Source organism: Brevundimonas sp. NIBR10 (assembly GCF_027912515.1).
Classification (GTDB): Bacteria; Pseudomonadota; Alphaproteobacteria; order Caulobacterales; family Caulobacteraceae; genus Brevundimonas.
The window spans coordinates 2,372,582-2,392,056 of record NZ_CP115464.1 but is presented as its reverse complement, the minus strand read 5'-3'; the positions used below and the strand labels follow the sequence as shown (position 1 = coordinate 2,392,056).

The following is a 19,475-nucleotide window of genomic DNA, read 5'->3' as shown; positions in this document are numbered from 1 at the left end:
TATGTCGATCATTGCCAGGAGAAGCCGCCATCCACTGGAAGATGCGCGCCGGTCGTGAAGCCGGAATCCGACGACGAGAAGAACAGCGCGGCCCGCGCCACGTCCTCGGTCAGGCCGAGCCGCTTCAGCGCCACGCGCTCCGCGGCACGGGCCGTATGCTCGGCATTCTCCCAGAGGTAACGCGTCATCTCGGTCTGGATCACACCAGGACATATCGCGTTGGCGCGAATGTCGGGCCCGAGATCGAACCCGAGGCAGCGCGTCAGCATCAGCAGTCCGGCCTTGCTCGCTGAATATCCCGCCGTGCCCGCCATCGGCATCAGGGCGCTGATCGAAGCGATGTTGACGATGGTCGCGGACGGGCTGGCCTGCAGAAACGGCAGTGCTGCGTAAACGACATTGTAGGGGCCTGTCAGATTGACCGCGATCATTCGGTCAAAGCTTTCAGGCAGGAGCTGCTCGAACGGTTTGATGTCCAGGATTCCGGCGGCGTTGACGACGCCATCCAGGCCGCCGAGTTGTTCGGCTGCAGCCTGAACGGTCTTGTTGACCTGCGCCCTGTCAGTAACATCGCAGCCGAACCCCGCCACGCCGAGTTCGCTCGCGACGGCGGTGGTGCCATTGACGTTGCGATCGACGGCCGCCACCGCGGCGCCTTCCTGAACAAAGAGTTCGGCGATGGCGCGTCCCATGCCGCTGGCGGCGCCTGTCACCAGAACCCGCCTGCCTGTCAGCTTTCCTGCCATACGCATGGTCCCCCGGGTGTTCTGTGACTAGACCGATTTCCCCGGTTGTCGAGACCGGGTCAGAGCGCTCGATCGACCATCGTCGCGGCGATGTCCTAACCGCCGACTTTGGCGAGAGAGGCTCCGATGTGGCGCACGAACCGGGCGGCGTCGGCCCCGTTGATCACCCGGTGATCGTAACTCAACGACAGGGGAAGGATCTGGCGCGGCACGAACGCCTGCCCGTCCCAGACCGGCCGTGTCTGGATGCCCGTGGCGCCGAGAATCGCAACTTCGGGCGCATTGATGATCGGGGTGAAGTAGGTCCCGCCGATGCCGCCCAAAGACGAGATCGATATGCAGCCGCCCGACATCCTGTCCATGGACAGACCCTTGGTGCGCGCCAGCAAGGAAACGTCTTTCAGCTCAGCCGAAAGCTGCCCGACATCCTTCTGGTCGCAGTCCCGCAACACCGGGACCAGAAGTCCCAGCGGTCCGTCAACGGCGATGCCGATGTGAAAATAGTCCTTCAGGATCAGCGAGCCGCCATCCGGGGCCAGCGATGCGTTGAAATGAGGAAACGCCTTGAGCGCATCCACGACCGCCTTGACCAGAAAGACCAGGGGCGAAACCTTCTGGTCCGACGTCAGGCTTTTGCGATAGGCCTCGAGGTCGGTGACATCCACGTCGTCGCAGTGGGTGACGTGTGGAATGGTGGTCACGTTCGTCGTCATGGTCTTGGCGACGAACTTCTGTACGCGCGTCCGGTCGACGACGCGAACCGGTCCGAAGGACGCAAAATAGTCTTCGGCAGAGGTGTCAGTCATGATTTTCCAGTGCGATCACGCGCCGCCGCGAGGGCCAGACTACGGCGGGATCGTCTCCGCCGCTCCGGCGTCGAAGGTCAGACTGCGCGGGCGAAGGGCGCGAAGTCGTTGGACAGGTCACGCATGGCGTTGGGCGAGAACTGACTGACGCCATAACGCAACGTCTCAAGCAAAGCCTCGGCGCCGATTGTCGAGCCCTCAGGATAGAGCACGCCCAGCGCAAGCGGACGCTCGCCAGCCGAGACCGGCACGAGCGCGGTCGTCACTTGAGCGCCAGCGATAAACCCTGCCTGACCTACGGCATGGCCCTGCTGGCGGTAGGTCGCCGCGCGCTCGCAGTATTCCGCGTGGCCAAATTTCTGATCCGGCGCAGCCTCGGAGTTCAGGCGCCAGAGCGTTTTCTTCGTCTGCTCCTGGCCGAGCGTCGAGAGAAGAAGCAGCCCGGTCGCGCTGGCGTACAGGACCTCGGAATCGCCCTGTTCGAGCGCGACAGCACCATCGTCGGCGCCGTTCGAGACGCGGAACACCTGGGTGTGCGTCCCGACCATGCCGAACAGGGCTACCGTTTGACGGGTCGATTGGGCCAGACGGTCCATGTAGGTATAGAGGCGACCATCGCGAATGAATTCGGGCTGGGCTGCGCCTCCCAAGGTCGCCAGACGTGGAGTCGGCAGGTAGGACCGGGTCATGGGGTCTTTGTACAGAAGGCCCATCTCGACCAGACTGGCCAGCAGTTCGGACGTGCTCGACTGCGGCCGGCCATAGCGACGCACGATGTCCATGACCGTCGCGCTTTTGTTGGTCGTCCCGAAATAGTCGAAAACCTCGATCACGCGCTTGGCGATCTTGGTGCGATTGGAATCCAGTCCCGTGGCCATCCGTCGTCTCCCTGGGTTTGTGTTCTTATCTTTTCCCCAGACTATCCGCCGACATTCTCGACTCGTCAACAAAAAATGAGATAGCCTCTGTTTTTATGTTATTCCATTGAATCGGCTCACTTATTTAGCTTTGGCGATCGAAGCGTGCCTCCCGACCTGTACGTTCAATGCAATGCTCTCGAGTCGTTCGGCTGGCTGCGTCAGACTTCGCAGCCGAGTTCATTGATGAGCGATGATGCCGTCGGAGCCGGGTGGAAGGTCAAAACTCTGCGCCCGATCCGCCAAGGGTAGCGCGCCTTCCCGGCTCAGATCCCTGGGTACGTCGGGACGCCGGATGGCGTCTCGCGCCTGTTCGGGCTGAAAAGTGAAACAAGCCCCGCTTGGGAAGGCTGTCGCCGAAAGGCCCTCGGGGATCTCCATGGCCCGTCCATAGGCCATGATGGCGGCCCATCGAAGAATTCGGGCGCCCTCGCGTCGGTCACGGTCGAGCGTCGAAATCCACTCCCCGAGTTGGCTGAGACTGAGCCCCGCCAGATCCGACGGCGCGATGAACAGATCATTCTCCTGCCTCCAGGAAAACATCGGCACCCCATTCCGTACCAGTTCTGCGACACGCCGCCCATCAACCGGATCCGACACCGTCACATCGTAGGCGATCGCAGACGTCTCTGCTGCGTGCGCAGCCGCAAACAGGGCGAGATCATGAAGGTGCGTACAGTTGTGTGTTCGCTCTCCCTGCCGGGCCAGCTGGTCGAGCGCCGCCCCCTCCAAGGTTTGGCTCAACTGGGCAATCGCGCCCCGACAGGTCGTCCAGGGCCAACGCTTCATGTCGCTTGCGACATCGACGACGACCCCGTCGCGATGGGTCAAGGTAACGACCATCCGATGCCAGTCGTCCTCGAGCTCGGCCGTCACCACACCGGGCGACGGTTCTATGAGAACCCGGCGCCTGAAGGCCGGTGCCGACACCTCAGTCCCGGACAAGCAAGAGGGCCGTCGCCAATGGCCCACCACCCGAGGTTGCGACCGCGACCCTCGGCTCTCCCTTGACCTGCCGCGCGCCCCCCTGCCCCCGGAGCTGGACGACCGCTTCATGGGCGAAGCCGAAGCCATGCAGCCGACCGGCGCCGATCTGACCGCCAAAGGTGTTCAGCGGCAATTCTCCGTCCAGAGCGATCCGCTTGCCGTCGCCGAGGAAATCCCCGGCCTCTCCTCGCTTGCAGAACCCCAGACCTTCCAACCAGGTCACGGCGTTAAAGCTGAAGCCGTCGTAGAGTTGGGCGACATCGACGTCCTTGGGCTTATAGTCGGTGCGCTTCCACAGCTCCGCTCCGGTCGGGTAAGCTGCGACCCATTCCGACTGATCCCAGCTATGACGCTCGACCGAATAGGCCATGGCGTCGATCCGGATGGCCCTGCATTTGACGTCACCCAAGGCGTCACCCGCTGACACGATCAGCACTGTCGAGGCGTCGGTGAACCGGTCGCAATCGTACAAGCACAGTGGATCCGAGATCATCCTCGCGGACATGTAATCGTCCAGCGTCAGGGGCTCGCGGACGAGGGCGCGTGGATTCAGGGCTGCATGGGCGCGCCCGGTGATGGCGATCTGGGCTAGTTGCTCGCGCTTGAGGCCGTATTTCTTGATGTGTCGCATCGCATACTGAGCGATCCAGTTGGACGCCGAATAGGCGTTGAACGGCAACAGCCATTCCATCATGCCGTCGACTCGTCCTGGGCCCGGCCGGGGATATTCGTCCGGCCGCGACAGGGCGGCAGCCTCGTAGACCGTGCGGAAACACAGCACGTGGCGCGCTTGGCCGCTCATGACGGCGCCCACGGCCTCGACCACCGCGCCGAGCTGAGAGGTGATCTCGAAGCCGCCGTTGTACCAGCGCACATTGAGACGCAGGGACTCGATGACGTCCTCGGTCCCGACCGGCGAATACCCCGGAGGCTGTGCGGTTTTGCCCGGATAGGTTGAAACGCCGTCGATGTCCGCCAAAGTCAGTCCGGCGTCGTCCAGCGCCTCCCGGATGGCGTCGATGGTCAGAAGCAGAGGATGGCGGGCCAGCCGGACCCCGACCTCCGATTGACCGATTCCGGTGATATAGGCGTCTGGATTAGCCATCGTCAGGCTTTCTCGAACAGCGGCAGCCAGACGTCGTCATGCTGCTCGAAAGCCACCTTTACGGCGTCGCCGATTTCGACCGCCTCGACCGAACAATCGATGATGTTGGTGGTCAGATAGACACCCGGAGCCCCATCGATCGCCACACGGGCGATCACATAGGGTACCTCGAGCACTGGCTGCCACTTCTGGTGGTTGATCGTATAGGTGTCGACCACGCCTGTCCCCGGCACGGTAGCGGGGGAGACAGCTTCAGACTGGCAATTGGGACAGATCGGACGGGGCGGGTGCACAAAGGTCTCACAGGCCTCGCACCGCAGAAAGCGAAGCCGGCCATCCGATCCGCTGGTCCAGAAGAAGCGGTTCTCCGCATTCAGGCGGGGAAGCAAACGAAAGCCAGCCACCGTCAGTCCCAACGCAGCGGCAGGGAGTCGATGGCGATGATGTTGCCGGCGTGGAACACCGTGGGCTTGGCGTCATCCAGTCGGAACGTCGGCAGCCGCGCGAGCATCTGTTCATAGAGAACTTGCAGCTCGATCCGCGCCAGGTGCGACCCCAGGCAACGGTGCGGACCGGCCCCAAAGGCGATGTGAACATTGTTCTCGCGATCGATGTCGAACGCCTCGGGCTTGGCGAACTCGCGTTGGTCGAGGTCGGCCCCGGGCAAAAACAGCATCAGTCGATCCCCGTCCTTCATCTCGACGCCGGCGAACTCGACATCCTTGGCGATGCGACGCGTCGGGACAGTGAAGGTGTAGCGCCGCAGCAGCTCTTCCGCCGCTTCGGGGATCCGCTTCGGATTGGCGCGCAGTTCTTCCTGGAACGCCGGATTCTGCGCCAGGTGGCGCACGCCAAACCCCATGCCGTTGATGACGGTGTCCAGTCCGGCGATGAACAGGAGAACGGCGTAGTCCTCCATCAGCTCGAACGTCATCGGCTCGCCGTCGAACTCCGACGTCCACAGAAGGCTAAGCAGGTCGTCTTTAGGATCGGTCCGGCGGGCCTCGATCTCGCCCTTCATCGCGTTAGCGACCTTCCTCATTCGATAGATCGGGGCGAGTTCCGTATCCGGCGGAGACATGAATTCATGGACCAGGTCGCGGAACTCTGCGGATCGTTCGAGCGGCAGGCCCATCATTTTCAGGAAGACCTGCACGGGCAGGGGCTCGGCGATATCCGGGACGAAGTCGCAATGGCCCTGCTCGATCACGGCGTCGATCAAGGAATTGGCCAGATTTCTGACCTCTTCCTTACGCGCAAGCATCGCCTTGGGTGAAAACGCAAGTTGCAGCGGCCGACGGAACTTCGTGTGGTCCGGCGGATCCAGGTTGATCGGGGTCGGCAACGGCACGTGTCCGATCTGCTGCGCCAGCATGGCCCGCATCCCGTCCATCATCGGTCGGGGGTAGATTTCGCTCGAGAAGGTCTCGAAATCACGCGACGCATCGTAGTTCTCACGAAACCCTGTGACGACCCAATGCCCGCCGTTGCGCGGCGTCCAGAAGACCGGTGGTGCATCACGCAGCAGTTCGCGCACGCGTTCGTGCGGATCCTGAAGCAAGGCCGGATCGACGAACATGTCGAAATCGTACACGGACGCATCCGCGACATGCGTCGGCTTCGAAACGGCAGGACTGAGGTCGGTCAATCGTTAGCTCCTGGGGAGGCGGTAGGCATCTGGCGACACTATTCCTCATTCGACCCGAGGGCAGAGGCAATGCGCACAAGACCGATACCGTCCCCACGATCCTGCGTGCGCCAGGGCGATCGCCCGCGCGATTTTCCTGCGGATCGATTGATCCGGCGACCGCTCTTGGCTCTACGTTGAGTACATTCCAGGGCCGACCCGGCCCACGACATCCGCGCAGGTCATTGCCATGAGAATCCGGATCGAGAAGGCCCAATGCACGGGGAACGCCCGGTGCAACGCGGTCGCCGAAGACCTCTATCCCCTCGACGACGAAGGTTACATCGCAACCGAAGGCTTTGAGGTCCCGCCAGGCCAGGAGGATCTCGCCCGTCGCGGCGCCCGCGCCTGCCCGGAACGCATCATTTTCGTCATCGAGGACGAAGAAACCGCATGACCGAGGCCCCGCATGTTCTTGTCAACGAAGCGGATGGCGTCCTTGTCGCCACGCTCAACCGACCCGAAAAGCTTAATGCGCTGAGCCGCCAGACCCTCGAAATCCTTGAGTCGGCCGTCTACCGCTTTCGCGACTCGCCATCCCTGAGGGTTATGCTCATCCGTGCAACGGGCCGCTATTTCTCGGCCGGGGCGGACCTGCGCGAAGCCGGTGTTTCCGCGCCGCCGACGTCGGGCACGGAGATACGCGAGATGCATCGCCTTCACCTGAACGGCATGCGCCGCATGTACGATGAGATGGAAGCGATCGAGAAGCCCTTCGTGATCGCGCATCAGGGCCCTTGCGTCGGAGGCGGGCTGGAGCTGTCCCTGTCCTGCGACTTCCGTCTGGCGGCCGCGTCCGCCAGTTACAGCTTTCCCGAAGGCAAGATGGGCGTGCTGCCCGCCACCAATGGAATCAGTCGTCTGGTACGGCTCGTTGGCGCACACTGGGCACGCTACCTCGTCATGGCCAACTTGCCGGCCAATGCGCAGAAGGCCCTCGTCATGGGTCTGGTGCACGAGGTTTTCCCGGACGAAGGCTTCGACGACGCCGCCATGGCATTCTGCCGGCACCTCGTCGGCAACAATCCGGACCAGATGGGGGCGGCAAAAGTTGCGATCGAGATTGCGCGTGAACTCGGCGTGACCCAGGCCGCCAGCGTAGAGCGCCTCGCTAACAGTGCATTGATGCTGGCGCCCGCATATCTGGAGGGCATGCGGGCCCATGTGGCGACGATCGGGACCAAGACGAGCGGCTGAGAAGGCTTGGGCTTCCCGACCGTCGCCCTCCCGGCCTTATCGGGCGTCGACTTTGGGCAGCCTGGCCTTCTTCACATCGGCCTTTCGAGCTACAGCCGGCCCGAATGCCCCAGGATGAAAAGTTTCACCCGCTCCTCGATGTCCGGTTCGCTGGTCCGGGCGGTGATCCACTCGGCATAGGTCATGATCGGCGCACTGCCCAGGATCAGATCCGAAAACAGTTCAGCCAGACGGTCGTAGTCGCCTTCGGGAATCAGCTTTGCGCGCGCCAGGCTTTCGAACATGCGGGCGATATTTCGACGAAACCGCGCGAACGCCGCCGTGCCGACGGATCGCATCAGCTCTGGAAACCGTTTGCTCTCGGCGATCATGAGCCGCATCAGATCGATGGGGCGGGGCCGCAAAGAATAGGTGTGCATGTAGCGCGCCGTCTTCATCAACGCGGACTGCAGGGTCTCGCCGGACTCAAGGACCGGTGCCGGAAGAACTGCGCCCGTGTCGCGCGCAAAGATCACGTCACGAAACAACGCCTCCTTGTCCCCGAAGTGTTGGTAGAGCGTCCGCGTCGCGACACCGGCCCCCTTGGCGATATCGACAAGAGACGTCGCAGCATAGCCGTGATGCACGAAGAGTTCGGTCGCGACCTCCATGACCTTGGCCTTGCGACGCTCCAGTTCGGCTGCCGTTGGTCGACCTGCCTGATTGACCAGCCGTTCGGGAGACGCGGACTCTACGGACGCCGATCCGACGACCGGATTAGACAGGGAGGGGGCGGCGCGTTTGGTCAATTGGTTGTCGCTCGTGGTTGTCGCTCGCTCGAGGGCTCGGAGCCTCGCTAGAACAAATCTTGCCGGATCGAAAGAACCGATCACCGGGACCTGGTTGTTCTCACGCTAGGCAACCGGTGCCAGTGTCTTCAGCGGGATCGCCGGGTCAGCGAGATCGGTGACCGACGGGGACACGGCTGCAGTGACCAACGCCTTGCCCTGGACATAGTCCTTGGTGGCGTTGACGCAATCCAGCGCAATGACGCGACCCTGCTTCAGATAGATGACCGAGAAGCTGCGATCGTCCAAGGACCCGCGCAGGACGGTCTGATCGTGGCCTAACGACAGGCCGACGGTCTGCAGCCGTAGATCGTACTGGTTGGACCAGAACCAGGGCACGGCGTGGTAAGGGACCGGGTCGCCTGTGATCGCCCTGGCCACGACCATAGCCTGGTCATTGGCGTTCTGGACCGACTCTACGCGAATGGTCATCCCATTGGCAAAGGCATTGGCGTGGGCCGCGCAATCACCGATCGCATAGATGTCCGCCAGGCTGGTTCGACAAAAGGCGTCGACCGCAACGCCATTTCCACCCTCGGCGCCGGCGGCGAGAAGGGGCTCCACGGATGGAACGATACCGATGCCGACAATGACCATCTGGGCTGGCAGGATTTCACCATCAGAAAGGCGGACGCCTGTCGCCTTCCGCGCGACCTCTTCAATACACTCCACGGTCACACCGAGCCGGACCTCCACGTCGTGAGACCGATGTTCCGCCTCATAGAACCGTGATAAAACTTCGCCAGCGACCCGGGCCAGCACCCGATCCTGGGCCTCCAGCACCGTCACGGCCTTGCCCGCCTTTGCGAGAACCGCCGCGGCTTCAAGCCCGATATAGCCGCCGCCGATGACCACGACCCGATCGACTGCGGTGAGTTCCTCCATCATCCGATCGACGTCGGCGCGTGTACGGACGCCATGGACGCCGTCGAGGTCGTGGCCACTACAAGCCAGACGCCGCGGCTCCCCACCGGCCGCCCAGATCAGCACGCCAAAGCCGAGGATGTCGCCAGTCGCGAGTCGAACCGTGTGCGCCGCCGCATCCACCGCGACCACCGTCTGCCCCAAGAGCATCGTGATCTCACGCTCGATCCAGAAGGCTTCGGGCCGGATCAACAGTCTGTCGAACGTCTTTTCACCCGACAGGTAATCCTTTGATAGAGGCGGGCGTTCGTAGGGCAGTTCGGGCTCGGCGCCGACAATGGCGACGGAACCGGAGAATTTTCTCTGACGCAGGGCTGCGGCCACCTGAGCGCCGGCATGGCCTCCCCCGACGATCAGCACATCATAGGTCTTCATCAATTGCTGCGCCCCTGGGTCACAGGAGACCCGCTCATTCAAACCGCTATGTCGTCAGTCCTCGGGTGCGATCGTGACCCGAAGTCCCGTCAGTTCATCCTTCATCCGGATCTGGCAGGACAGCCTTGAGGTCGGCTGACGATGCTCCGAACTGTCCAGCAGGTCGTCCTCGTCTTCACTCATCGCCGACAGCTGGGGGACGAACTCCGGATCGACGATGACATGACAGGTCGCGCAGGAGCAGCATCCGCCGCAAAGGGCCATCAGTTCGTCGATTCCCTTGTCCCGAATGGCTTCCATGACTGAGCGGCCAACGACGGCCTCGACGCTGACCTTGTCACCTTCCCGCGTTGTCACGATGATCGTCGGCATTAGGTGTCTTCCTTCAGAATCGGATGAGGCGTCGCAGTCCTAGCGCGCGTAAAGGGCCTATAAGAGCGAGTGTCGCACGATTGAAGCGCTGATCCGCCCCGGTAAAGGCCAATGCCCGGCGCGTCGCGAAGGAATCAAGGACATATTGCCTGGGCGATATCCTGCGCCGAGGCACGAGAACCCCGGCGAACTCCGTGCCCAATCGGGGACGCAAACTCCAAGGCGTCGCTAATACGGCCGGGCCGGGCGCGGCCGTTTCATCACGGGCGACCACGATGGACCGGCTATTAATGACATTGACGATATGCATTATTGTGCCAGTATTCACCTAACGAATTTGGGACCTCAATGTCCCGACAAGGGAGATGAGAATGCAGGGCGCAAAGTCCGAAGGAAGAATTCTGTGCGGCTTCGTCGAGGCCCTGATTGGCGGCAGCGCGATGGCAGGGATTCTCGCGGTAGCGTTCCTTATTTCCGCGACCGTCATGCCCACGGTCACCCAAACCCTGATGCAAATGACCGATAGGACCGGCGTCGTCGCCGCCCGGTGAGTTTCGAACTCGGCGACGTTGACTGCCTTCCGGGTCACAAATGACAAATCCGCTGGGTAGCTCGACACAGGAATGGCGGCGCGGCTGGTCCGTCGTGCTGGCGGCAGCCGGCGGCATGGCGCTGTCAACGGCGAACGTATACTCCACAGGCGTCTTCATGGGCCCGCTACAGGAGACCTTTGGCTGGAGTCGAACTGAAATTTCGGCCGGGCTGTCGATCGGGTCGCTGGCCGCCGTCGTCTGCTCGCCCTTCGTCGGTCTTGCCGTCGATCGCTTCGGGCCGCGCCGCATAGGCATAGCCGGCGCGATCGCATTCTGTGCGGCATGGGCTCTCTTCTCGACTGTTCAGTCGTCTATCTGGACCTGGTGGGCCGTCAGTGGCCTGCTGGCCATCGCCAGTCTGGGTGTCGGTCCCACGGTCTGGACCGCTGCCGTCTCGAGCTTGTTCTTCAAAAGCCGCGGTCTTGCTTTGGCCGTTCTGCTTTGCGGCATCGGAGTGGGGTCGGCCGTGACCCCGATGCTGAGCAGCGTCCTGGTGACGAACCTTGGCTGGCGCGGGGCCTATCTCGGCCTGGCCGGGGTCTGGGCCCTCGTCATCATCCCGTTGCTGATGCTTCTTTTCACCAGTTCCAAGGATCGGGATCGCTTGGGTCCCGAAACAGCCAAGTCTAGCGTGGTCGCCTTGTCCGGTGTCGGTGTCCGTGAGGGTCTACGGTCGCTCAGGTTCGTCAAGCTGGCCGTCAGCGGGTTCATCCTCGCCGGCGTCGGTGGTGGCATCGCCATCAATATGGTGCCGATCATGATGTCCCTTGGGGCCTCCAAAACGAGCGCGGCAGGTCTGGCAGCGTTGCTTGGCCTTTCCTCGATGGTCGGTCGGCTCTCGGTCGGCATGCTGCTCGACCGGTTCAATGCCAACATGGTCGCAGCTTCGGTCGCGTTGATTCCGATCCCGGCCCTGTTGCTTCTCCTTGGCGTACCAGGCTCGCCGATTATCCTGGTCGTCGCTATCCTCGCCTTGGGCCTGGCGCTCGGCGGAGAGTTGGATTGCCTCGCCTATCTGACCAGTCGACATTTTGGCCTGAAAAGCTTCGGCACATTGTTCGGCACGATCGGGGGTGCAATGGCGCTGTCCGTCGGGATGGCCCCCGTCTTGATCAGCTACGCCTTCGACCGGACGGGGTCGTATGCTCTGGTGTTGTGGATTGCGGTCCCGCTTTGCCTGATCGCTTCCGCCTTTGTCGCGACCTTGGGACGCTTCAGGCCCCTGGACGCCGACCTGGTGAGTAGCCCGGCAAACTGAGACCCCAAGCTGCCTCGCGCCGCTCATAAGCACGGCGTAGGCCGGATCGCCGTGGTGATATCTGCTCCGTTCCGACGGCAGCCCCCTGTTCGGAGATTTGTCGCCTCCCTCTCGGTGTTAGAGCGATCGCGTAACAATCCTCAAGGACCGCCGCCATGCGCGACATCAACCACTTCATCGACGGCGCGAGTTTCACCGGGGCCTCGGGACGGTTCGCCGATGTGTTCAATCCAAACACGGGTGAGGTGCAGGCGCGGGTGCAGCTGGCCTCGGTCGCCGAGATGGACCGGGCGGTGCAGTCGGCGCAAGGCGCGTTCGAGGGCTGGTCGAGCACCAACCCCCAGCGCCGCGCGCGGGTGATGTTCGAGTTCAAGCGGCTGGTCGAGGCCAATATGACCGAGCTGGCCGAGCTGCTGTCCAGCGAGCACGGCAAGGTCGTCGCCGATAGCAAGGGCGACATCCAGCGCGGCCTCGAGGTCATCGAGTTCGCCTGTGGCATCCCCCATGCACTGAAGGGTGAATATACCTGGGGTGCCGGGCCCGGCATCGACGTCTATTCGATGCGCCAGCCGCTGGGCGTCGTTTCGGGCATCACCCCGTTCAACTTCCCGGCCATGATCCCGATGTGGATGTTCGGCGTGGCCATCGCGGTGGGCAACACCTTCATCCTGAAACCGTCCGAGCGCGATCCTTCCGTGCCGGTGCGTCTAGCCGAGCTGATGATGGAGGCGGGGGCGCCCAAGGGCGTGCTGAACGTCGTCCACGGCGACAAGCTGGCCGTGGATTCGATCCTGGAGCACCCGCTGGTGCATGCGGTCAGCTTCGTCGGTTCGTCCGACATCGCCCACTATGTCTATCAGACGGGCGCAGCCAACCATAAGCGCGTCCAGGCCATGGGTGGGGCCAAGAACCATGGCATCGTCCTGCCCGACGCCGACATGGATCAGGTGATCAAGGACCTGTCCGGCGCGGCCTACGGCTCGGCCGGCGAACGCTGCATGGCCCTGCCGGTCGTGGTGCCGGTCGGCAAGAAGACCGCCGACGAACTGCGCGAACGCATGGTCGCCGAGATCCCGACCATGCGGGTCGGCGTCTCCACCGACGCAGGTGCCCACTATGGTCCGGTCGTCACCCAGACCCACCGCGACAAGATCGCCGGCTGGATCGAGACCGGCGTGCGCGAGGGTGCCGAATTGGTCGTCGACGGCCGCGACTTCTCTCTGCAAGGCTACGAGAAGGGCTTCTTCATCGGCCCGTCGCTGTTCGACAACGTCACGACCGAGATGGAATCCTACAAGGAGGAGATCTTCGGCCCCGTGCTCCAGATCGTCCGCGCCGCCTCCTTCGAGGAGGCGCTGGCCCTGCCGTCCAGGCACCAGTACGGCAACGGCGTCGCCATCTTCACCCAGAACGGCCGCGCGGCCCGCGACTTCGCCGCCCGCGTCAATGTCGGGATGGTCGGCATCAATGTGCCTATCCCGGTGCCGGTCGCCTATCACACCTTCGGCGGCTGGAAGCGTTCGGCCTTCGGCGACACCAACCAGCACGGCATGGAAGGCCTCAAATTCTGGACCAAGGTCAAGACGGTCACCGCCCGCTGGCCGGACTCGGAGTTGGAACACGCGGACAGTTCGTTCGTCATCCCGACGATGGCGTGATCAGGCCTTGGCCGACACCGGATGACACCAGGTCCGGCCGGTTCCCGACCGACTTGGCTCGCCGCTACGGTGCGAGCGTCCATCCGAACCAGCGCCTAGGAAACCGCCGATGACCAGGCGCAACCATATCCTCATCGTCGGCTCGAGCGGGGTGATCGGCACCGGCGCGGTCGAGCATTTCACAGGTCTGGGCGACTGGGAGGTCACAGCCACCTCGCGCCGCCTGCCGGTCGTCGCAGATGACTGTCGTTTCTCACATATCCCGCTCGATTTATCGGATCCGGAGGGATGCAAAACGGTCATCGGCGGCCTGCGACCCGTCACCCATCTGATTTATGCGGCCGTCGCCGAGGCCCCAGGGTTGAGCGGTGGATGGTATGACCCCGAGCTGATCGCGGCCAACGGTGCCATGTTCGCCAATGTGATCGATCCACTGAGCGTTCAAGGCTCGCTTCGTCATGTCAGCCTGCTTCAGGGCGCCAAAGCCTATGGCGCGCACCACCATCCCGTCGAGGTCCCGTGCCGGGAAGACCAACCGCGCGATGACCATCCCAACTTCTACTGGCTCCATGAAGACCGCCTGCGACTGCGGGCGCGCGAAGCCGGTTTCACCTTCTCGATCTTTCGGCCCCAGGTCCTGTTGGGCACCGCACCCGGCGCGGCAATGAACCCCATAGCTCCGATCGGAGCCTATGCGGCGCTCTGCCGGGAACTTGGTCGCCCGTTCGCCTTTCCAGGCCAGTCGGCTTCGCTGTTGGAAATGGTGGACACAGGCCTGCTGGCGGAAGCCTTCGCTTGGGCCGCAACCGATCCAGCGGCGGCGGACCAGACCTTCAACATCACCAACGGCGACATTCTCGTTCTGGCTCACGCGTGGCCTTATCTGGCGGAGCGCCTGAACCTGCCGGTCGAAGGCGAACCGCCGTCAAGCCTATCGACCTTCTTCGCCGAACCGGAAGTCCAGTCCGCCTGGCGCCGGCTAGCCGCCCGGCACGATCTCAGGTTCGCCGAGCTGACCGATCTTCTCGGCCAATCCCATCACTACGTCGATCTGTTGCTGGGGCAGCGCCTAGCCGCCAAGGCTTCGCCCGTTCTGCTGGATACCAACAAGATCCGCCGGGCGGGATTCCTCGGCTTCAGGGACAGCCGCCACTCTCTCGTGCATTGGCTGCAGCGAATGGTCGAGTTGGGCCTGCTTCCGCCGCTGACATCGGGGGCCAACTAAAGGCCGCTATGGGCGGAAAGGATTGGCCGTTCTGCGCTCAAAAAAAAGCCGCGCCCAAGAGGACGCGGCGAAAGTCTTGGGAGGAAATGCCCAAACGGGCCAATGACGTCTAGGCGTAGGACACCCTTTCGACAACCGCTCACGACCCCCGTCACAGCCTGATCGTCCCGCCGATGCGCTGCCGGCCATTCTGCGACCGTACGACTGGCTTCGGCGACTCTTTGTGGTTGACGAGTAGAAATGGCAACCGGCGTGTTCAACGACTTCACCAATGATGCGCGGGGGCTCCGCGTGTGAGCCAACTCGGTTGGTTGGTAAAGATCTGGATCGCGGCCCGGGTCACGGACAGTGGCGCCGACGCAAACATCACTGAGCCAACGCGCATAGTCGCAGCCATTCTTCAACTGCAGCCGAAACATTGTGCCGGGACTCCTGACCCACTGTCGACCGGTCCGGATGTCTCGACATATCCATCAGGCGTTGCGCCATCACTTTTGAACCGGATTTGATGCCGCCGATGAGTTCAGAACCGAGCGAGTCTGCGATCCTTGGCACTAGGAAAGGGCTGTATCGAGCCTGTGATTGATCAAACCGTCACCATGAGCGCGCTGTTCTTGATGGCCGATCACACTCAGCTGATTGAAAAATCGCGCCTTTCTTGAAACAAGGAGAAACACCACACACGGACGAAATTCGCTTACCCGCGGAGCCAGCTCGGGGCTTTTCCCGACATTGTGAGACGGTTCGTCAGCCCTCTGCGGCGACGGCCTTCATCGAGACCGCCATGTCGGCCAGCTTGACCGGATCGACAGGCGTGGCGCGGCCGATGAGCTGGCGGCCGGCCATGAATTCGGGCGGGGCGCTGATGGCCTCGACGCAGACGATCCTGTCGCCCGCCAGGTGGAAGACGGCGAATCGGCCATCGGCTGGATCGCCCCGCACGATCTGGCGATCGACGCCGAACGGCATCCCCGCGATCTGCAGCTTGACCTCGTACTGATCGGACCAGAACCACGGAACCTCGGGTGCCGGCAGCGGGCGGCCCGTGATGGCACTGGCGACGATCTTGGCCTGCTCCAGGGCATTGGGCACGCTCTCGAGCCTCAGCGAGCGGTCATAGAGCGGCATGGGGCGCTGCGTCACGTCGCCGATGGCGAAGATGGCGGGGTCGGAAGTTCGCGCCTCGTGGTCCACGACAACGCCGTTGTCGCAGGCCAGTCCGGCGTCGCTGGCCAGATCGTCATTCGGAATGGCCCCGATCCCGACCAGCACGGCATCACAATGGATCGTATCCCCGCCGGCCAGGCGAACGCCCGACACCTGGCCGTCCAGACCGTCGAACCCTTCGACGTTCACGCCGAAATGAAAACGGACACCGTGGCCCTCATGCAGGGTCTGGAAGAAGGTGGACAGGACCGGTCCGGCGACCCTCGCCAGCAACCGGTCCTCGCGTTCCAGCAGATCGACCTCCGCTCCCAGCTTGCGGGCCGAAGCCGCGACCTCGAGCCCGACATAGCCGCCACCGATGATGGCCAAGCGGAAGCCCGGCCGGAACCAGGCCTTGATGGCCTCGGCGTCCTCGATGGTGCGGAGTTCCAGGAACCCCTTCAGGTCGCTGCCCGGCAGCTTCAACTGGCGCGCACGGGCACCTGTGGCCAGGATCAGGGTGTCGTAGTCCAGGGTATCGTCGGTCGACAGGGTCAGCTGACGCTTGTCACGGTCGATCTTGATGACGCGTGTGGAGGTCCGCAGGTCGATGTCGTTCTCGGCGTACCAGTCGCGCGGGCGCAGCAGCAGGCCATCGCCGTCGACCTCACCCTTGAGCCAGCCCTTGGACAGCGGCGGCCGCTGATAGGGAGGATGGGGTTCCTCGCCCACCACGACGATCGGGTCCTGATGGCCGAACTGACGCAACTGGCCCGCCACCGCACCGCCGCCGTGTCCCCCGCCGATGATCACCGTCGTCATGGATCGTCCCCCAAAGCCTGACACCTCGACGCTGGTCTCGCGCCGCTGGCGGATGCTCTAGAGGACGCGGGCGCTCACGCCAATCACCCTGACAGCAACGAAAAAGGGACCGACCTTGCGGTCGGTCCCTTCGATGTCGTTCGGTCTGATCGCTAGAAGCGCGCGGTCAGGCTGACCGAGGCGCTGCGGCCCAGTTCATAGCGATTCACCGCGATCGTGGAGTTGCCCAGGGTCTGGAACTCGTCGAAGTCGGTGCGCAGCAGGTTGCGCAGTTCCAGGGCAAAGCCCAGGTCGCGGCCCATGGCGTCGAAGTCCTTGCGATAGACGAAGTCCAGGAACACGCCCGGATCCTGGATCAGGTCGGGCTCGCCCGGACGTCCACGCGCCGAGGTGCGCTCCGACACATAGTTGACGATGATCGTGGCCTGGGACCGGGCCGTGTCGTCTTCCCAGCCGAACTGGGCGTTGGCGACGTGGTCCGACTGGCCCTGCAGACGGCTGCCGTCCACCACATAGAAGCTGGCCGGCTGGGCGATGCCCAGGCTGTTCTGGGTCGTGACCGTGTCCCCGGCACCGACCTTCACCTCGGAAGAGGCATAGGTGTAGTTGGCCTGAACCAGCCACTTCTTGTTGGCGATGAAGCTCATGCCGTTGTCGGGGAACTCGAAGTATTTCTTACCTTCCAGCTCAAAGCCGATGATCGTGGCCTTGGGAGCGTTCAGGAAGGTCTGGGAGATGTTGGCACCCTGGTCGATCACGCTCGATTCGATCGGGTTTTCCAGATCCTTGTAGAAGACGCCGGCGGTCACATACTGCTGGCGGGCGAAATACCACTCGTAGCGGGCGTCGATGTTCAGCAGTTCGGTGTCGACCAGATACGGGTTGCCGATGAAGGTCCGGTCGCTTTCGACGTCCGTGTACTGCTGGGGTGCGAGTTCGCGGAACTGGGGCCGGCCGATCGTCTTGGATGCGCCCAGACGCAGTTGCATGTCCTCGGCGAAGTTCCAGGTGATCGTCCCGGCCGGCAGCCAGTACTGCTCCTCGATGCTCGTCGGGAGGAAACCGGTCGCGGCGCCGAACAGATCGAACGGATTGACCGACTGCTCACCGTCTTCATAGCGGACGCCGAGGTTCAGGTTGACCAGGGGGATGATCTCGGCCTCGACCTGGGCGTATCCAGCCAGCACCTGAAGCTGGGCGTCATAGGCCGAGGCACCGTTCGAGCCGGTGATCTCCTGGATCTGCAGGAAGGGCCCGATATTGAAGTCGGAGAACAGATAGTCGACCCGCGATTCGACCTGATCGGCGCTCAGGCCGTTCGGGGCGATGAACTGAAGCGCGCGCTGTTCCGATGACCGCTCATTGTCATAGCTGGCCACACCCGCCTTGAAGACGATCTCGCGATAGTCCGACAGCGGCAGGGTGTAGCTGACATCCGCCCCGCCCGAGATGACCTGGTCGTCCAGTTCGCTGAACTGGATGCGATTGGTCTGGATGTTGTGGATAATCTCGCCCGTGGGACGGCGGCCATAGCCGAACTGGGTCTCGTACGGCGCGTCGCGCGAGGTCTTGGCGAAGGCGGCACGCCAGGACACGTCCCAGGCCTCGCCCAGCGAATGCTCGCCGGCCAGTTGGGTCGTGAACAGCTGGCGCGCGAACCATTCGGTGTAGTCGGTGCGGCGGAAGGCCTGGCCGCCCAGATCGTCGATACCCTCGACCGAGCGGGCTTCCTTGGTAACGTTGCGAACAAACAGGTTCGTCCACTTGACCGTGTTGTTCTCGTTTTCGAGGCTCAGCGACCCGAACAGGTTCAGGCCGATGTTGTTCTCGTTCGACCGGAAGTCGTAGTCGTCGGCCAGCACCAGCTTGCCGCTGTCGATCCGGCCCGACTGGCGGATGCCTTCACGGCCCTTCCAGCTGTTGTCGTAGCCGGCGACGAAGACGGCGCCGAGCGAGCCGATGCCGGTCTCCATCGACGAGCCGCCGGTCACGCCGAGGCTGAAGTTGATGGGCGTAACTTCTTCCTGGAGCAGGCGAAGCGGCGCGTTCTCCAGCGACTGGCCCAACAGGCGCAGCTGCGCGGCGGTGTAGTTCGGGCCGGCCTGGATGCGGTTGCCACTCGAGAAGGCTAGGGCGATGGGATCGGGAACGCTGCGCGTACCGTCGTCATAGCCGGTGAAGTCGGAGCGCGAGCCGAAATAGATCAGGGCTTCCTGGCCGGTCGACTCGGTGTTGCCGGCGAGGGAGGCCTTCATCGTGAAGAAGGGCTCGTTGGGCGTGCCGATGGTCTGCAGGTCGATCACGCCGCCACCGAACTCACCGGGATAGCTGACGGAATAGGTCTTCTGGACGGTCACGCCCTTCAGGATGTCGGCCGGGAACAGGTCCAGCGGCACGACCCGTTGCAGCGGCTCGGGGCTGGGCAGCGGCGAACCGTTCAACAGGGCCGACGAATAGCGCTCACCCAGGCCACGCACATAGACGAACCGGCCTTCGACCACCGACAGACCAGTGACGCGGGTCAGGGCGGCGGCGGCGTTGGAGTCGCCCGTGCGTTGCAGGTCTTCGGCCGTCAGGAATGCCGCGACCTCGGGGCTCTCGCGGTTCGGCTGCGGGATGAAGCGGCCCAGGACCACGATCTCGTCCAGTTGCGACGACTCTTCGGGCTCGGCCTCGGGTTCGGTCTGCTCAGCAGGTGTCTGTTCGACAGGAGCGGTCTGGGCGTACGTCATGCCCGGCGCGATCAGTGCGCTGGTAGCCAGGAGGACCCCGGTCAGGGTCAGGGAAAGGGTCTTCATGGGATTCTGCGCCTTGCAGGAAATGACGAGGA

General features: G+C 63.3%; 18 protein-coding genes. 6 read left to right on the top strand and 12 right to left on the bottom strand.

The genetic code is table 11. The annotated features are described in order from the left end of the window. Positions 1–8: 8 nt before the first annotated feature. The 7 genes from O5K39_RS11720 to O5K39_RS11690 form a co-directional block, all read right to left on the bottom strand. Positions 9–746 carry an SDR family NAD(P)-dependent oxidoreductase gene (locus O5K39_RS11720; RefSeq protein WP_271143806.1) on the bottom strand — a complete coding sequence of 246 codons (738 nt, stop codon included), beginning with the start codon at positions 744–746 and terminating at the stop codon, positions 9–11. 95 nt (positions 747–841) lie between these two features. Further along, the gene (locus tag O5K39_RS11715; protein ID WP_271143805.1) at positions 842–1,552 is read right to left on the bottom strand and encodes a 2-oxo acid dehydrogenase subunit E2; all 711 of its coding nucleotides are present in this window, start codon (positions 1,550–1,552) and stop codon (positions 842–844) included. Positions 1,553–1,629: 77 nt separating this feature from the next. Next, entirely contained in the window at positions 1,630–2,430 is an 801-nt protein-coding gene (locus O5K39_RS11710) for a helix-turn-helix domain-containing protein (protein ID WP_271143804.1), read from the bottom strand. 219 nt (positions 2,431–2,649) lie between these two features. Next, the gene (locus O5K39_RS11705) at positions 2,650–3,348 is read right to left on the bottom strand and encodes a DUF2889 domain-containing protein (RefSeq protein ID WP_271143803.1); all 699 of its coding nucleotides are present in this window, start codon (positions 3,346–3,348) and stop codon (positions 2,650–2,652) included. A 52-nt stretch (positions 3,349–3,400) separates the two neighbouring features. Then, positions 3,401–4,561 (bottom strand): thiolase family protein, encoded by a 1,161-nt coding sequence (locus O5K39_RS11700; RefSeq protein ID WP_271143802.1) that lies wholly within the window; start codon positions 4,559–4,561, stop codon positions 3,401–3,403. A 2-nt stretch (positions 4,562–4,563) separates the two neighbouring features. Next, the gene (locus O5K39_RS11695; RefSeq protein WP_271147148.1) at positions 4,564–4,965 is read right to left on the bottom strand and encodes an OB-fold domain-containing protein; all 402 of its coding nucleotides are present in this window, start codon (positions 4,963–4,965) and stop codon (positions 4,564–4,566) included. Between the two features lie 2 nt (positions 4,966–4,967). Next, the gene (locus O5K39_RS11690; protein ID WP_271143801.1) at positions 4,968–6,155 is read right to left on the bottom strand and encodes a cytochrome P450; all 1,188 of its coding nucleotides are present in this window, start codon (positions 6,153–6,155) and stop codon (positions 4,968–4,970) included. A 283-nt stretch (positions 6,156–6,438) separates the two neighbouring features. Here O5K39_RS11690 and O5K39_RS11685 point away from each other — a divergent pair, with 283 nt between their 5' ends. Both O5K39_RS11685 and O5K39_RS11680 read left to right on the top strand, forming a co-directional pair. After that, positions 6,439–6,645, top strand: coding sequence for a ferredoxin (locus O5K39_RS11685; protein ID WP_271143800.1), 207 nt, complete (start codon positions 6,439–6,441; stop codon positions 6,643–6,645). After that, the gene (locus tag O5K39_RS11680; protein ID WP_271143799.1) at positions 6,642–7,445 is read left to right on the top strand and encodes an enoyl-CoA hydratase/isomerase family protein; all 804 of its coding nucleotides are present in this window, start codon (positions 6,642–6,644) and stop codon (positions 7,443–7,445) included. The genes O5K39_RS11685 and O5K39_RS11680 overlap by 4 nt, the downstream gene beginning before the upstream one ends. A gap of 89 nt (positions 7,446–7,534) precedes the next feature. Here O5K39_RS11680 and O5K39_RS11675 read toward each other — a convergent pair whose 3' ends face one another. The 3 genes from O5K39_RS11675 to O5K39_RS11665 all read right to left on the bottom strand — a co-directional run bounded on the left by O5K39_RS11675 (position 7,535) and on the right by O5K39_RS11665 (position 9,943). Further along, complete coding sequence (locus tag O5K39_RS11675) at positions 7,535–8,233, bottom strand: TetR/AcrR family transcriptional regulator (protein ID WP_271143798.1); 699 nt, start codon at positions 8,231–8,233, stop codon at positions 7,535–7,537. Positions 8,234–8,338: 105 nt separating this feature from the next. Next, positions 8,339–9,571 carry an FAD-dependent oxidoreductase gene (locus O5K39_RS11670; protein ID WP_271143797.1) on the bottom strand — a complete coding sequence of 411 codons (1,233 nt, stop codon included), beginning with the start codon at positions 9,569–9,571 and terminating at the stop codon, positions 8,339–8,341. A gap of 54 nt (positions 9,572–9,625) precedes the next feature. Continuing rightward, positions 9,626–9,943 (bottom strand): 2Fe-2S iron-sulfur cluster-binding protein, encoded by a 318-nt coding sequence (locus tag O5K39_RS11665; protein ID WP_271143796.1) that lies wholly within the window; start codon positions 9,941–9,943, stop codon positions 9,626–9,628. A gap of 371 nt (positions 9,944–10,314) precedes the next feature. Here O5K39_RS11665 and O5K39_RS11660 point away from each other — a divergent pair, with 371 nt between their 5' ends. The 4 genes from O5K39_RS11660 to O5K39_RS11645 all read left to right on the top strand — a co-directional run bounded on the left by O5K39_RS11660 (position 10,315) and on the right by O5K39_RS11645 (position 14,677). Further along, on the top strand, positions 10,315–10,494 hold the full coding sequence (locus O5K39_RS11660) for a hypothetical protein (RefSeq protein ID WP_271143795.1): 180 nt from the start codon (positions 10,315–10,317) through the stop codon (positions 10,492–10,494). Between the two features lie 40 nt (positions 10,495–10,534). After that, positions 10,535–11,794 carry an MFS transporter gene (locus tag O5K39_RS11655; protein ID WP_271143794.1) on the top strand — a complete coding sequence of 420 codons (1,260 nt, stop codon included), beginning with the start codon at positions 10,535–10,537 and terminating at the stop codon, positions 11,792–11,794. A gap of 155 nt (positions 11,795–11,949) precedes the next feature. Further along, positions 11,950–13,452, top strand: a complete 1,503-nt coding sequence (locus O5K39_RS11650) for a CoA-acylating methylmalonate-semialdehyde dehydrogenase (RefSeq protein WP_271143793.1) — start codon at positions 11,950–11,952, stop codon at positions 13,450–13,452. A gap of 109 nt (positions 13,453–13,561) precedes the next feature. After that, positions 13,562–14,677 (top strand): NAD-dependent epimerase/dehydratase family protein, encoded by a 1,116-nt coding sequence (locus O5K39_RS11645; protein ID WP_348637105.1) that lies wholly within the window; start codon positions 13,562–13,564, stop codon positions 14,675–14,677. A gap of 747 nt (positions 14,678–15,424) precedes the next feature. On the opposite strand, the gene O5K39_RS11640 is transcribed toward O5K39_RS11645, so the two are convergent. Continuing rightward, a complete protein-coding gene (locus O5K39_RS11640; protein ID WP_271143791.1) occupies positions 15,425–16,645 on the bottom strand; it encodes an FAD-dependent oxidoreductase in 1,221 nt (406 codons plus the stop codon). A gap of 152 nt (positions 16,646–16,797) precedes the next feature. After that, the gene (locus tag O5K39_RS11635) at positions 16,798–19,443 is read right to left on the bottom strand and encodes a TonB-dependent receptor (protein ID WP_271143790.1); all 2,646 of its coding nucleotides are present in this window, start codon (positions 19,441–19,443) and stop codon (positions 16,798–16,800) included. Between the last annotated feature and the right edge of the window lie 32 nt (positions 19,444–19,475).